Below are 14280 nucleotides of genomic sequence, written 5' to 3'. Positions count from 1 at the left end.
GGCCATGCTCGCTAAAACCCTCAAGCACCTCGAAGCCCTGGTGTCGTACGACACCCGCAATCCACCGCGGGACATCGGCACCGGCGGCATCTTCGATTACCTCCGTTCGCAGCTGACCGGCTTCCGCATCGAAGTCACCGACCACGGCGACGGCGCGGTGTCGATGCTGGCCGTGCGCGGCAACCCCACGCGCCTGTTCAACGTGCACCTGGACACGGTGCCGTCGTCGGAAGCGTGGAGCGCCGACCCGCACAAGCTGCGCGTCACCGCCGACCGTGCGATCGGACTGGGCGCCTGCGACATCAAGGGTGCGGCAGCCGGGCTCGTCACCGCTGCGTCGGTGACGCAGGGCGATGCCGCATTCCTGTTCTCGACCGACGAAGAGGCCAACGACGCGCGCTGCATTGCCGCCTTCCTGGGCGGCATGCACGGCTTCAACGAGGTGGTCGTGGCCGAGCCGACGCAGTGCGAGGCCGTGCTGGCGCATCGCGGCATCAGCTCGGTGCTGTTGCGCTTCCGCGGCGTTGCCGGGCATGCCTCCGGTGCCAATGCGCTGCAGGCCAGCGCGCTGCACCAGGCCATCCGCTGGGGCGGGCACGCACTCGATTACGTGGAGAGTGAGGCGCACCAGCGCTTCGGCGGCCTCACCGGCCTGCGCTTCAACATCGGCCGCGTCGAAGGCGGGATCAAGGCCAACATGATCGCGCCGAGCGCGGAGCTGCGATTCGGCTTCCGTCCGCTGCCGTCGATGTCGATCGACGGGCTGCACGAGCGTTTCGGCACGCTGGTCGAACCTGGTGCGATCGAACGCTATGAGGAGACCTTCCGCGGTCCGTCGTTGCCTTCGGGAGACGTCGCCGATGCCGAGCAGCGCCGCCTGGAAGCACGAGACCTCGCCGACGCACTGCAGCTGCCGATCGGCAACGCGGTCGACTTCTGGACCGAGGCCTCGCTGTTCTCCGCCGCGGGCATGACCGCGATTGTCTATGGCCCGGGCGACATCGCCCAGGCCCACACCGCCGACGAATGGGTGGCGCTGGAGCAACTGCAGCGCTACACCGATTCGATCATCCGGATACTGAATTGAACGTCATCGCAATGAACGACACCCGCGACATCCAGACGCGCCAGACCATCGTGCGCCTGCTTTCGAGCATGGCCAGCGCGAAGGAGATCTCGCAGTACCTCAAGCGTTTCTCCCAGCTCGATGCCAAGCGCTTCGCCGTGGTCAAGGTCGGCGGCGCCGTGCTGCGCGACGACCTGGAGGCGCTGACGTCCTCGCTCGCCTTCCTGCAGGACGTCGGCCTGACGCCGATCGTGATCCACGGCGCCGGCCCGCAGCTCGATGACGAGATGGCCGCGGCCGGCATCACCAAGCAGACCGTCAACGGCCTGCGCGTGACCTCGCCGGAAGCACTGGCGATCGTGCGCCGCGTGTTCCAGTCGCAGAACCTCAAGCTGGTCGAGGCGCTGCAGGCGTTCGACGCGCGGGCGACCTCGATTGTGTCGGGCGTGTTCGAGTCCGAGTACCTGGACCGCGACACCTACGGCCTGGTCGGCGAGGTCAAGCGCGTCAACCTGGCGCCGATCGAGGCCAGCCTGCGTGCCGGTTCAATCCCGGTGATCGCCAGCCTCGGCGAGACCGCCGGTGGCCAGATCCTCAACGTCAACGCCGACTTTGCCGCCAACGAGCTGGTGCAGAAGCTGCAGCCGTACAAGATCGTGTTCCTGACCGGCACCGGCGGCCTGCTCGATGACGGCGGCAAGGTCATCGACTCGATCAACCTGTCGACCGAGTACGAGCACTTGATGTCGCAGCCGTGGATCAACGGTGGCATGCGCGTGAAGATCGAACAGATCAAGGACCTGCTCGACAAGCTGCCGCTGACCTCGTCGGTCTCGATCACCAAGCCGGCCGAGCTGGCCAAGGAACTGTTCACCCACAAGGGTTCGGGCACGCTGGTGCGCCGCGGCGAGCGCGTGCTGCAGGTCAACCGTTGGGACGAGCTCGACCTGGAACGCCTGCGCGGGCTGATCGAGTCCGCATTCGGCCGCCGCCTGATGCCGGACTACTTCGAGCGCACCACGCTGCATCGCGCCTACGTCAGCGAGAACTATCGCGCGGCGGTGATCCTCACCCAGGAAGATGCCGGCATCTACCTCGACAAGTTCGCCGTGCTCGATGAGGCGCAGGGCGAAGGCCTCGGCCGCGCGGTGTGGCACGTCATGCGCGAGCAGAATCCGCGCCTGTTCTGGCGGTCGCGCCACGGCAATCCGGTCAACCCGTTCTACTACGCCGAGTCCGACGGCTGCATCAAGCAGGAGAAGTGGAAGGTGTTCTGGTACGGCATGGACGGGTTCGACGAAATCGAACGCTGCGTCGAGCACTGCTCGGGGCGGACGGCGACGCTGAAGGACTGACATGACAGCGTCTGAAGACCATTGGAACGTGACGCCGACCCTGCGCGGCCAGCACGTCACGCTGGAGCCGCTGCAGAGGGCGCACTGCGACGACCTGCGCGCGGCGCTTGGCGGTGGTGAGCTGTCACGCCTGTGGTACACCAACGTGCCGGCGCCGGATCAGGTCGAGAGCTATGTGTCGGCCGCGCTGGACCTGCAGGAGCAGGGCAAGGTGATGCCGTTCGCGGTGCGTGATGCCGCCGGCGATATCGTCGGCAGCACCCGCTATTACGACCTCGACGCATCCGTGCCGCGCGTGCAGATCGGCTACACCTGGTACGCCCCGAAGGTGCAGCGCACCGGCCTCAACACCGAGGCCAAGCTGCTCTTGCTGGGCCACGCCTTCGAGGCCATGGGCAGCATCTGCGTCGGCTTCGAGACCAGCTGGTTCAACCTCGCCTCGCGCAACGCCATCGCCCGCCTCGGCGCCAAGCAGGACGGCATCCTGCGCAGCCACCGGCGCCATGCCGACGGCAGCGTGCGCGACACCGTGGCCTTCTCGATCATCGAATCGGAGTGGCCGGCGGTGAAGCGCAACCTTCTTCACAAGTTGCAGAACCATGGAGCATCCGGACGTGACTAAGTCCGTTGGCATCGTCGGCGCGCGCGGTTACGTCGGCGCCGAACTCATCCGCCTGATCGCCGCGCATCCGGAGTTCGAGCTCGCGTTCGTGTCTTCGCGCGAGCTGGTCGGGCAGCGCGTCGCCGACCACATTGCCGAGTACCAGGGCGAGCTTCGCTACAACTCGCCTTCGCACGAGGAACTGCCGGCGCTTGGCGCCGATGCCGTCGTGCTGGCGCTGCCGAACGGCAAGGCCGCCGCCTGCGTCGCCGCCTTCGATGCAGAGGGCGCCGACCCCGTCATCGTCGACCTGTCGGCCGACTACCGCTTCGACGACAACTGGTACTACGGCCTGCCGGAGCTGACCCGCGCGCAGTACAACGGCCAGCGTCGCATCAGCAATCCCGGTTGCTATGCGACGGCGATGCAGCTTGCGGTTGCACCGATGCTCGACGCGCTGGCGGGTCCGGTGCAGTGCTTCGGCGTCTCCGGCTATTCCGGCGCTGGTACCTCGCCTTCGGACAAGAACGACCCCGACAAACTGCGCGACAACCTGATGCCGTATGCACTGACCAACCACGTGCACGAGCGCGAAGTCACCCGCCAGCTCGGCCACGAGGTGCAGTTCCTGCCGCACGTGGCGCCGCATTTCCGCGGCTTGACCATTACCGCCAACCTGCCGCTGTCCAGGGCCTTCGCGCGCGATGAAGTCGTGTCGCGGTATGTTGACCGCTATGCCGGCGAGCCGCTGGTCGAGGTCGGTGACGAAGCCCCGTGGGTCAGTGCGATCGCCGGTCGCCATCATGTCGATCTGGGTGGCTTCACACTGACCCCCGATGGCAAGCGCCTGGTGGTGGTCGCCACCGAGGACAACCTGCTCAAGGGCGCAGCGACGCAGGCATTGCAGAATCTCAACCTGGCCTTTGGCCTGGACGAGATGACCGGCATCCCGCGCTGACTTCACGTATCAAGGATCCAGACGATGTCCGATCTGTTGTGGCAAAAACCCGGCGTCAAGGTCGACGCGCGCATCCAGCAGTTCCTCGCCGGCGAGGACGTGATCCTGGACCGCGAGTTCTTCCTGTTCGACATTGAAGCCAGTCGCGCGCACGCCGAAGGCCTGCAGCAGATCGGCATCCTCGATGCGGACGAACTGGCCGGCCTCAAGCGCGAGCTGGAAGCACTGGCCGAGGATTTCCGTGCCGGCCACTTCATCCTCGACGAGCGCTTCGAGGACTGCCATTCGGCAATCGAATCACGCCTGGTCGAACGCCTGGGCGATGCCGGCAAGAAGATTCACACCGGCCGCAGCCGCAACGACCAGATCCTGGTCGCCACGCGCCTGTGGTTGAAGGACCGCCTGGCGCGCGTCGCAGCCACCTGTCGCGAAAGCGCCGAAGTCGCGCTGGCGCGTGCCGAGGCGGAACAGGGCGTGCCGCTGCCCGGCTATACCCACCTGCAACGCGCCATGGTGTCGTCGCTGGGCATGTGGTGGGCGGCCTGGGCGGAAGGCTTCATCGACAACGCGCAGCGCGCCGTGCAGACCTTGCAGTGGGTGGATGCCAATCCGCTCGGCAGCGCCGCCGGCTACGGCGTCAACCTGCCGCTGGCGCGCGACCACACCACCACCGCGCTCGGCTTCGGCCGCATGCAGGTGGCGGCGACCTACGCGCAGATCTCGCGCGGCAAGTTCGAGATGGCCGCGATCGAAGCGCTGTCCTCGGCGCTGCTCGACCTGCGCCGCCTGGCCTGGGACCTCAGCCTGTTCACCAGCGCCGAGTTCGGTTTCGTCGCGCTGCCGTCGCAGTACACCACAGGCAGTTCGATCATGCCGAACAAGCGCAATCCAGACGTCATCGAGCTGATGCGCGCGAGCTATTCGGCCGCTGCCGCCGCGCGTACCGAGATCGAACAACTGTTGTCGCTGCCGTCTGGCTATCACCGCGACCTGCAGTTCTCCAAGGGTGCGATCTTCCACGCCTTTGGCCGCGGCCTGGGCGCACTGGAACTGCTGCCGGACCTGCTGCGCAATCTCGAGTGGAAGACCGAGCGCATGCGCGAGGCGCTCGATCCTTCGATGTACGCCACGGACCTGGCGGTCGATCTGGCGCGACAGGGCCTGCCGTTCCGCGAGGCCTACAAGCAGGCCGCCGATCCCGCACGCTGGGAGCAGGGCGATCCCGAGGCAAGCCTGGCGGCGCGGGTGTCACCCGGCGCTGGCGCGCAGCTGCGCCTGGGCGAGCTGCGAAGCCGACTGGACGCACTGCGATGAGCGCGCCTGGAAGTACCGCCGACACCGCAGTCCGGGACTTCCAGGCACAACCGCTGCCACGCTGGCAGCGTGCCGTACTCAAGGTCGGCAGCAGCCTGCTGGCAGGCTTTGCCGATCAGCCTGACGGGCTGGATTCGCGCCACGCGGCAGGCCTGGCGCGATTCATCGCGCAGGCCCGCGCGCAGCAGCGCGAGGTGGTGCTGGTGTCCTCCGGTGCCGTGGCCGCCGGTCGTGGGCGCATCGATACCGGCGGTGACAGCCTGGTGTTGCGGCAGGCCCTGGCCTCGCTCGGCCAGGCCTCGCTGATGGGCTTCTGGCAGCAGTTGTCGGACCGTCCCGTCGCCCAGGTCCTGCTGACCCACGACGACCTGCGCAACCGTCGTCGTTACCTCAATGCCCGCGCCACGCTGCGCGAGCTGCTGAAGCTTGGCGCGCTGCCGATCATCAACGAGAACGATGCCGTCGCCGTCGACGAACTCAAGCTCGGCGACAACGACAACCTTGCCGCCGCCGTGGCCTCACTGGTCGATGCCGATCTGCTGCTGATTGCCACCGACATCGGCGGGCTCTACAGCGCGCACCCGCAGCGCGACCCGACGGCGCAGGCAATCACCCGCGTCGAACGGATCACGCCCGAACTGCTGCTGGCTGCCAGCGGGGGCGCCGGCAAGCTTGGTACCGGTGGTATGCGCACCAAGCTGGAGGCAGCGGCGAAGGCCACTGCGGCAGGTATCCCGACGGCGCTGTTCTGCGGTCGCGACGATGCGGTCGTGCAGGCGCTGGGCGAGGGACAGCTGCACGGCACGCTGGTGCTCGCACAGGGCGATCGCCTGCGCGCCCGCAAGCAATGGCTGCGGCATGCGCCTTCCTCAGGCCGACTGCTGGTCGACGACGGCGCGGTCGCGGCGCTGCACCGCCAGGGCGCCTCGCTGCTGCCCGGTGGCGTGGCCGCTGTCGAGGGCGACTTCCGCCGCGGCGACGTGATCGAAGTGGCGTCGACCACGCCGGGCGCCGAGCCCTTCGCACGAGGCCTGGCGCAGTACAGCGCGATGGAGATCGGTCGTATCGCGCGCCGGCACAGCAACGACATCGAGTCGGTGCTCGGTTTCCGCTATGGCGAGTCGGTGATCCATCGCGACGATCTGGTGCTGCTGGTCAACGCCCACGACGACGAGTGTCCAGGAGTCAAGGCATGAGCGGTTACGTACGCAACCTCGCCGAGCGTGCGCGCGAAGCCTCGCTGGTGCTGGCCACGTTGGATGGCGACAGACGCCAACGTCTGATCGAACGCATGGCGCGACTCCTGGAACATCACGCCGCGGACGTTTTGGCAGCCAACGCCGAAGACATGGAGCGCGGCCGCGCTGCCGGTCTCGGCGAAGCGCTGCTCGACAGGTTGAAGCTGGACGAGGCGCGCATCGCGGCCATGGCCGCCGGCGTGCGCGAAGTGGCCGCGCAAGCCGATCCGCTGGGGCAGGTGACGCGCCGCGAGGTGCGTCCCAACGGGATAGTGATAGAGCGCCAGCGCGTGCCGCTGGGGCTGATCGCGATGATCTACGAAGCCCGCCCCAACGTGACCGCCGATGCCGCTGCGCTGTGCCTGAAGGCCGGCAACGCGGTGCTGCTGCGCGGTGGTTCGGAGGCACGCGCCAGCAACGCCGCCATCGCCGCCTGCCTGCACCAGGCATTGCGCGAGGAAGGCCTGCCGGAAGCGGCCGTGTCGCTGGTCGCCGATCCCGCGCGCGAGCATGTGATGGAACTGCTGCAGCTGTCGGACCTGATCGACCTTGCGATCCCGCGCGGCGGCGAGAGCCTGATCCGTTTCGTCGCCGAGCACGCGCGCGTGCCGGTCATCAAGCACTACAAGGGCGTGTGCCATCTCTACGTAGATCGCGCTGCCGATGTCGGCAAGGCACTCGACCTGCTGGTCGACGGCAAGGCCTCGCGTCCCGGCGTGTGCAATGCGCTGGAGACGCTGCTGGTCCATCGCGACATCGCCGACGCGTTCCTGCCCGCGGCGCTGGAGCGGCTGGCGGCGCGCCAGGTCGAAGTGCGCGGCTGCGAACGCACGCGCGCATTCTCCGACCAGGTGGGGCAGGCTGAGGAAGCGGACTACGCCGCCGAGTACCTGGACCTGATCCTGGCGGTGCGAGTGGTCGAGGGCATCGAGGACGCGCTGGCGCACATCGTCCGTTACGGCTCGGACCACACCGAAGTCATCGCCACCGAGGATGCCGTGGCGGCCGAGGCATTCGTGCGTGGCACGCGCAGTTCGGCGGTGATGGTCAACGCCTCATCGCGCTTCAACGACGGCGGCCAGCTCGGGCTGGGTGCCGAGATCGGCATCTCGACTACGCGCCTGCACGCTTATGGGCCGATGGGCGCGGAATCGCTGACCATCGAGCGCTTCGTCGTGCGCGGGGAAGGGCAGGTGCGACACGAGGCGTCGCGGCAACGCTGACGCTAGACCCGAAGGCGCTGCGCCCCGCTCCATTCCTCACCCGGCGCCAGCGTCACCGGCACGGCGATCGTGCCTGACTCGACGCAGACGAAGTGCCGGTGCTCACCGGGGCCCAGATCGGCCATCGATGCGGCCAGCGCCTCGCCGGGATTCCACACCACCGTGTCGCGGAAGCCTTCGGCGCCGATGCGCACCGCTTCACCGCCTCCGGCCAGCAGCAGGTCGTGCGCGCAATCGGGATAGAGCCGGTCGACCTCGGCGCGGAAGCGCACGGGTTCGCCTTCGGCCGGGCTGGCGCTGCCATCGCGCGAATCTTCGAAGCCGGCCGCTTCCAGGCCCCGCAGCGCCGTTGCGTCCAGGTCGTCCACGCGCAGGTAGGTGTGCAGCGCCGCGGTGAAGCTGAAGGGCGCATCGTCCTGGTTGCGGACCGAGAGCCGCACCGTCAGCGCGGCGTGCGCCAGCGACACGTGCAGGCGCGCGCGGAACCGCGCTGGCCATAGTTGGCGGGTGTGCGCATCGTCGACGAGCTTCAGCACGGCTGCCGGCGATCCAGCGTCGGGCTCGATTCCGACGTAGCGCCATTCGAGCAATCGCGCGAAGCCATGCTTGAGCATCGTGCCGCGACCGCCGAACTGCGGAAAGATCACCGGAATTCCGCCGCGGATGGCCGCTCCGGCGGCATAACTGGCGCGCGGGCTCATGTACAGGCGCTCGCGGCCTGGCGAAGACTGCCAGGACAGCACATGGGCGCCATGCAGGCTGATCTCGGCGATCGCGCCGTCAGCAGCGTTCAGGCGCAGGCAGGCGCTGCCATCGCGCTGGAAAGGTGTGCAGGTGAGATCCATCGGGCCATGAGCGTAAACAGCGACCCGACATCATCGCGGCGCAGCGTCGACGGCCGCAATACGTCTGATTCGCCTGCCATCGGCGCCGCAAACGAAAAACGCCGGCAGGGCCGGCGTTAGTCTTTCAGCGTGGCTCCACATCATGATGCACACATGATCATGCGGAGTTGGTCGGGGAGACAGGATTTGAACCTGCGACTTCTACGTCCCGAACGTAGCGCTCTACCAGGCTGAGCTACACCCCGACTGCTGAGCCGCAAATTCTAGTCAGTCGGGCGGGGTCGAGGCAAGGGGTTGGATGCAAATTCCTTCAATTCGATGGCAATCCGGGGGCGGCCGTTGGGGGAAGGGCGGCCGCAACCGCTAAACTGTCACCCGATTTCCCCCTCTCTACCGCGAATCCACCGCGTGCCCGCCAAGCCTGTACGGTATCGGGCCGCGTTCGCGGCCTGTCGTCACTGGAGCCTTGCTTGATCAAGCCGCGCACCCCGCCCGGGGTCATGGAGCTGCTGCCCCCTGACCAGATCGCCTTCCAGCGCATGCTGGACACGATCCGCCGCAATTTCGAACGCTTCGGCTTCCTGCCGGTGGAAACGCCGGTCATGGAACTGTCGGAAGTGCTGCTGACCAAGTCCGGCGGCGAAACCGAACGGCAGGTGTACTTCGTCCAGTCCACCGGCGCGCTCGGCAAGGCGTCCGAGGGTGCGACCGGCGAGGGCATGCCCGAGCTGGCGCTGCGCTTCGACCTGACCGTGCCGCTGGCGCGCTACGTCGCCGAGCACGAACACGAGCTGGCGTTCCCGTTCCGCCGCTACCAGATGCAGCGCGTCTATCGCGGCGAGCGTGCCCAGCGCGGTCGCTTCCGCGAGTTCTACCAGTGCGACATCGACGTGATCGGCAAGGACGCGCTCAGCGTGCGTTTCGATGCCGAGTTGCCGGCGGTGATCCACGCCGTGTTCTCCGAGCTCGACATCGGCGCCTTCACCATCCAGCTCAACAACCGCAAGCTGATGCGCGGCTTCTTCGAGGCCCAGGGCATCGCCGACGGCGAACTGCAGGCCCTGGTGCTGCGCGAGGTCGACAAGCTCGACAAGCGCGGCGAGGACCACGTCCGCGAGACCCTGGCCGGCGAAGGCTTCGGCCTGTCCGCCGATGCGGTCGCGCACATCCTCGAGTTCGTCAAGGTGCGCTCGACTTCGCACGCCGACGCGCTGGCCAAGCTCGACGCACTGGGCGAAGGCAACGACGCGCTGCGCGAAGGCGTCGCCGAACTGCGCGAGGTGCTCGAGCTCGTGCGCGCCCTGGGCGTGCCGGAAGGCGCCTACGCGCTGAACTTCTCGATCGCGCGCGGCCTCGACTACTACACCGGCACGGTCTACGAGACCACGCTCAACGACTACCCGCAGATCGGCTCGATCTGCTCGGGCGGCCGCTACGAGAACCTCGCCAGCCACTACACGAAATCGAAGCTGCCCGGCGTGGGCATATCGATCGGCCTGACACGCCTGTTCTGGCAGCTGCGCGAAGCCGGTCTGCTCGGCAATGCTTCCGGAAGCACCGTGCAGGCGATGGTCGCGCTGATGGACGGCCAGTCGCTGACCGATGCGCTGGAGATCGCCCGTCGCCTGCGCGCGGCCGGCATCAACACCGAAGTGCAGATGGAAGCGCGCAAGATCGGCAAGCAGTTCCAGTACGCCTCGCGCGCCGGCATCCGCTTCGTTGCCCTCGCCGGTGACGACGAGAAGGCGCGCGGCGTGGTCGCGGTCAAGGACCTGCTGCGCGAGGAGCAGTTCGAAGTGCCGCTGGAAGAACTGGCGAGCACGCTGCGCGTGGAGCTGGAACAGTACCGCGCGCTCGCCGGCCGCTAGCGCCAGCGTTCAGGACAGGGGTCGCCGGCGCGCGCAATTGCGCGCGCCGGCGCAAATGGCAGTTCAGCAGCAAGGTGACTTGATGAAACCGATCCGACTCGATGGCCGCTCGCTGACCCGCGCGCAGCTGGTGGACGTGGCCTACGGCGCGCATGTGCAGCTGGCGCCGGAGCAACTGCCGGCGGTGGCGCGCGCGGCCGAGTTCCTGGCCGAACAGGTCCGCCGCGAGGAACCCATCTACGGCGTGTCGACCGGTTTCGGCAGCAATGCCGACCGCCTGCTGGGCAACCACCACCTGCGCGACGAATTGCCGGGCGCCGCGCGCTCGGGCATCACCCTGCACGAAGAACTGCAGCGCAACCTCATCGTCACCCACGCCGTCTGCGTCGGCGAGGCATTCGCGCCGGAAATCGTCCGCGCGATGCTGTGCATCCGCATCAACACGCTGATGCGCGGACACTCCGGTATCCGCGTCGAGACCCTGCAGGCACTCACCGCGATGCTAAACGCCGGCATCGTGCCGGTGGTACCGCAGCTGGGCTCGGTCGGCGCCAGCGGCGACCTCGCACCGCTGTCGCACCTGGCGATCGTGCTGCTCGGCGGTGGCGAGGCCTTCTTCGAAGGCGAGCGCATCCCGGGTGGCGAAGCGCTCAAGCGTGCCGGCCTGGCGCCAGTGACGCTGTCGTACAAGGAAGGCCTGGCGCTGAACAATGGCACCGCGCAGATGCTTGCCTGCGGCGTGCTCGCGCTGGCGCAGCTGGAAGACCTGCTCGACACCGCCGACCTTGCCGCGGCGATGACCATCGATGCCTTCGCCGGCCGCCTGGGCGCGTTCGCCGAAGAAGTGCACGCGCTGCGTCCGCACCCGGGCCAGGTCCACAGCGCCGCGCACCTGCGCGACCTGCTCGGCGGCTCGACGCTGGCCGACATCCCGTACCACCTGGTGCCGAAGTTCCGCGCCTGGCAGCCGCGCAGCTGGGACACGCCGGAATCGCAGGCGCTGCATTTCGACATCGGCTGGGACTGGGTGCCTTTCAGCCAGCGCCACGGTCGCGAGAAGTTCTACCTGCGCTTCCGTCCGTTCCGCGGCGGCAAGAAGCACCAGCCGCAGGACAGCTATTCGCTGCGCTGCATCCCGCAGGTGCACGGCGCCGTGCGCGATGCCGTCGCCCAGGCCGCGCGCGTGCTCGAGGTCGAGCTCAATGCGCTGACCGACAACCCGATCGTGTTCCCCGATGCCAAGGCCGAGTTCGTCGAGCAGCAGGTGATTTCCGCCGGCCATTTCCACGGCATGCCGCTGGCGCTGGCGATGAGCTACGTCAAGGCCGCCATCCCGGTGCTGGCGAGCATTTCCGAACGTCGCCTCAACAAGCTGGTCGACCCGGCCACCAACGACGGCCTGCCGGGCTTCCTCATCGGCAACGAAGACTCCACCGAGTCCGGCCACATGATCGTGCAGTACACCGCCGCAGCCATCGTCAACGACCTGGCCAGCCGCGCACACCCGGCCTCGGTCTACTCGATCCCGACCAGCGCCAACGCCGAAGACCACGTCTCGATGGGCGCCAACGAAGCCCGCCACGTGCTGGCGATGGCCGACGACCTGGGCAAGGTGCTCGCGCTTGAGCTCTACACCGCCGCGCAGGCACTGGACCTGCGCCGCGACATGATCAACGCCGCACGCGACCTGGCCGACCGTGCCGATGCGCGTGCACTGGCGGCGAAAGTGCAGGGCGCTCCGCCGGTGGACGGCGACGAATACGAAGCCTTCCTGGCCGAAGTCGAAGGGCTGCGTGTCGAGCTTGCCGACGCCGAAGAGTTCCACCCCGGACGCGCAGTTGCCGCCGCACACGCGGCCATCCGCGCAGCCATCCCGTTCCTTGACCGCGACCGCGCGATGGATGGCGAAGTCGCCACCGCCGTGCGGCTGGTGAAGGAAGGCACGATCCTGGCAGCCGCGCGCGCATAGGCGCTGCCAAAAGCGACGTCCATGGGTTCCCGCCTTCGCGGGAACGACGAGCAGCCCTAGACCGTCTCCACCTGCGACGTCCGCACACAATCGCGCCCGTCCGCCTTGGCCCGGTACAGCGCCTGGTCGGCCAGCTGCAGCAACGGATCGATGCCGCCGAACGACACCGTCTCGATCGCATGCACGCCGATGCTGGCCGTGACGGTGATCTGGCTGTCCTCGCTGCGGAACGGCTGATCGCGCAGATGCTGGCGCAGATCCTCCGCGACCTGCGTCGCCGCCGACAGGTTCAGGCCCGGCAGCACGATCACGAACTCCTCGCCACCGAATCGCGCCAGCAACGCATCGTGATGCGGCCGCAAGCCATGGCCCAGCGTCCGCGCCGCCCAGCGCAGGCAATCGTCGCCAATCAAATGACCGTGCTGGTCATTGATCAGCTTGAAGTTGTCCAGATCGATCATCAGCAACGACAACGGACGCCGATGCTCGCGTGACTGCCGCAGCAACGACTCGAAACGGTCGCGGAAATGGCTGCGGTTGTGCAGCCCCGTCAATGCATCGCGCTGGCTGCTCTCGCGCAACCGCGCGTGCGCATCTTCCAGCTGCCCCAGCGCACTGCGCAATTCGACCGTGCGCTGCTGGACCTTGTGCTCCAGCTGGTCCTTCGCCTCGCGGACGATGCGCTCGTTCTCGTTGCGCAGTGCCGCGTAACGATGGCCCAGCGCGATCGACAGCAACAGCATCTCCAGCGCCGAGCCAATCTGCACCCCGTACTCGGTGATGAACGTCTTGGGCATCAGCCCGAACGCAATGGCGACGAACAGCCCCGTGCCCAGCAGGAACATTCCCCACGCCAGCAGGAACAGCTGCGCCGGCTGGTAGCCGCGGCGCACGACCGAGACCGAGACCACCGCGATCCAGGCGATGCTGACCAGCACCGCCGCCGACGCGATCGGCGTCGAGACGTGGTACGGCAACCACGTCGACGCGATGCCCAGCAGGGCGAAGAACGAGATCAGCCCCAGGCCTATCCGGTCCCCGGTGCGCCAGCGCTCGCGCAGGCCGAGGAAGATGCGCGCGAACTGCTGCATGCCGATCTGCGCCAGGCAGATCGACAGCGGCACCATGCGGTCGCTGAGCCACGAAGACTGCGGCCACAGGTACTCGAAGCCGAAGCCGTTCAGCGTGAACAGCACCAGCCCGAACGCCGACAGGTGGAACAGGTACCAGAAGTAGCTGGCATCGCGCAGGCTCAGCCACAGCGCCAGGTTGTAGAAGAACAGCGCCAGCAGGATGCCGTAGTACAGACCGATCACCAGCTGTGAATCGCGCGAGAGTTCGGCGAAGGCAACCGTCGTGTAAAGGTCGAGCGGTACCTGCATCGAACTTTCGCTGCGCACGCGCACGAACACATCGACCGGCTGGCCCTGCGGCAAGGTCAGCCAGAAGTTCGGATGCCGGTAACGCACGCTGCGGGCGCTGAAGGGCAGGTGGTCGCCACCGGCCTGGAAGGTGGTGTGTCCGTCCGGGTAACGCGCATAGACGTCGACGTTGTCGCTGAGCGCATAGCTCTGCACCAGCAGCCAGCGCTGCTCGGGATTGCCGTTGTTGACCACGCGTGTGTGGAACCAGAAGGCACCGGTGCGGAAACCGAAGGCGCTGCGCCCGCCCGGCAAGGGCGCGAACTGGCCCTGCGCCAGCCGACGTGCAGCCGCGTCGACATCGTCTTCGGCCGTGGTGTCGTGGAAATAACCGAGGTAGGGCGAGAGCGCGACGTGGGCGACGTCCTTGCCCAGCGTCAGCGTCGTCGTTGCCTCCGCGGTGCTGGCCTGGACAGGCACGG

11 protein-coding genes and 1 tRNA gene are annotated in these 14280 nt (G+C 67.7%); 9 read left to right on the top strand and 3 right to left on the bottom strand.

The annotated features are described in order from the left end of the window. The first annotated feature begins 4 nt into the window (after positions 1 to 4). From ACFOPO_RS12605 to ACFOPO_RS12575, 7 genes are read left to right on the top strand one after another with little or no spacing between them, the layout of a single operon-like run. Positions 5 to 1087 carry an acetylornithine deacetylase gene (locus ACFOPO_RS12605; protein ID WP_386703559.1) on the top strand — a complete coding sequence of 361 codons (1083 nt, stop codon included), beginning with the start codon at positions 5 to 7 and terminating at the stop codon, positions 1085 to 1087. Between the two features lie 11 nt (positions 1088 to 1098). Then, positions 1099 to 2421: an acetylglutamate kinase gene (locus tag ACFOPO_RS12600; RefSeq protein WP_386703873.1), complete on the top strand. Its 1323-nt coding sequence runs from the start codon at positions 1099 to 1101 to the stop codon at positions 2419 to 2421. Between the two features lies 1 nt (position 2422). Next, entirely contained in the window at positions 2423 to 3043 is a 621-nt protein-coding gene (locus ACFOPO_RS12595; protein ID WP_386703558.1) for a GNAT family N-acetyltransferase, read from the top strand. Beyond that, positions 3021 to 3980, top strand: coding sequence for an N-acetyl-gamma-glutamyl-phosphate reductase (argC, locus tag ACFOPO_RS12590; RefSeq protein ID WP_386703557.1), 960 nt, complete (start codon positions 3021 to 3023; stop codon positions 3978 to 3980). The genes ACFOPO_RS12595 and argC overlap by 23 nt, the downstream gene beginning before the upstream one ends. A 24-nt stretch (positions 3981 to 4004) precedes the next feature. Beyond that, the gene (gene argH, locus ACFOPO_RS12585) at positions 4005 to 5294 is read left to right on the top strand and encodes an argininosuccinate lyase (RefSeq protein WP_386703556.1); all 1290 of its coding nucleotides are present in this window, start codon (positions 4005 to 4007) and stop codon (positions 5292 to 5294) included. Then, positions 5291 to 6490: a glutamate 5-kinase gene (gene proB, locus ACFOPO_RS12580; protein ID WP_386703555.1), complete on the top strand. Its 1200-nt coding sequence runs from the start codon at positions 5291 to 5293 to the stop codon at positions 6488 to 6490. Before argH ends, proB begins: the two co-directional genes overlap by 4 nt. Then, positions 6487 to 7755, top strand: coding sequence for a glutamate-5-semialdehyde dehydrogenase (locus ACFOPO_RS12575; protein ID WP_386703554.1), 1269 nt, complete (start codon positions 6487 to 6489; stop codon positions 7753 to 7755). The genes proB and ACFOPO_RS12575 overlap by 4 nt, the downstream gene beginning before the upstream one ends. A 2-nt stretch (positions 7756 to 7757) precedes the next feature. Here ACFOPO_RS12575 and ACFOPO_RS12570 read toward each other — a convergent pair whose 3' ends face one another. Both ACFOPO_RS12570 and ACFOPO_RS12565 read right to left on the bottom strand, forming a co-directional pair. Next, positions 7758 to 8600 (bottom strand): D-hexose-6-phosphate mutarotase, encoded by an 843-nt coding sequence (locus ACFOPO_RS12570; protein ID WP_386703553.1) that lies wholly within the window; start codon positions 8598 to 8600, stop codon positions 7758 to 7760. Between the two features lie 168 nt (positions 8601 to 8768). Next, a tRNA-Pro gene (locus ACFOPO_RS12565) sits at positions 8769 to 8845 on the bottom strand. A 225-nt stretch (positions 8846 to 9070) separates the two neighbouring features. Here ACFOPO_RS12565 and hisS point away from each other — a divergent pair. After that, entirely contained in the window at positions 9071 to 10468 is a 1398-nt protein-coding gene (hisS, locus tag ACFOPO_RS12560) for a histidine--tRNA ligase (RefSeq protein ID WP_386703552.1), read from the top strand. An 82-nt stretch (positions 10469 to 10550) separates the two neighbouring features. Continuing rightward, positions 10551 to 12437 (top strand): histidine ammonia-lyase, encoded by a 1887-nt coding sequence (gene hutH, locus ACFOPO_RS12555; protein WP_386703551.1) that lies wholly within the window; start codon positions 10551 to 10553, stop codon positions 12435 to 12437. A 56-nt stretch (positions 12438 to 12493) separates the two neighbouring features. Here hutH and ACFOPO_RS12550 read toward each other — a convergent pair whose 3' ends face one another. Then, positions 12494 to 14278: a 7TM diverse intracellular signaling domain-containing protein gene (locus ACFOPO_RS12550; RefSeq protein ID WP_386703550.1), complete on the bottom strand. Its 1785-nt coding sequence runs from the start codon at positions 14276 to 14278 to the stop codon at positions 12494 to 12496. Positions 14279 to 14280: the final 2 nt, after the last annotated feature.

Source organism: Lysobacter sp. GCM10012299 (genome assembly GCF_042649405.1).
Taxonomy (GTDB): Bacteria; Pseudomonadota; Gammaproteobacteria; order Xanthomonadales; family Xanthomonadaceae; genus Lysobacter_J.
The sequence above is the reverse complement of the archived record's forward strand: the minus strand, read 5'-3'. Positions and strand labels throughout refer to the sequence as shown.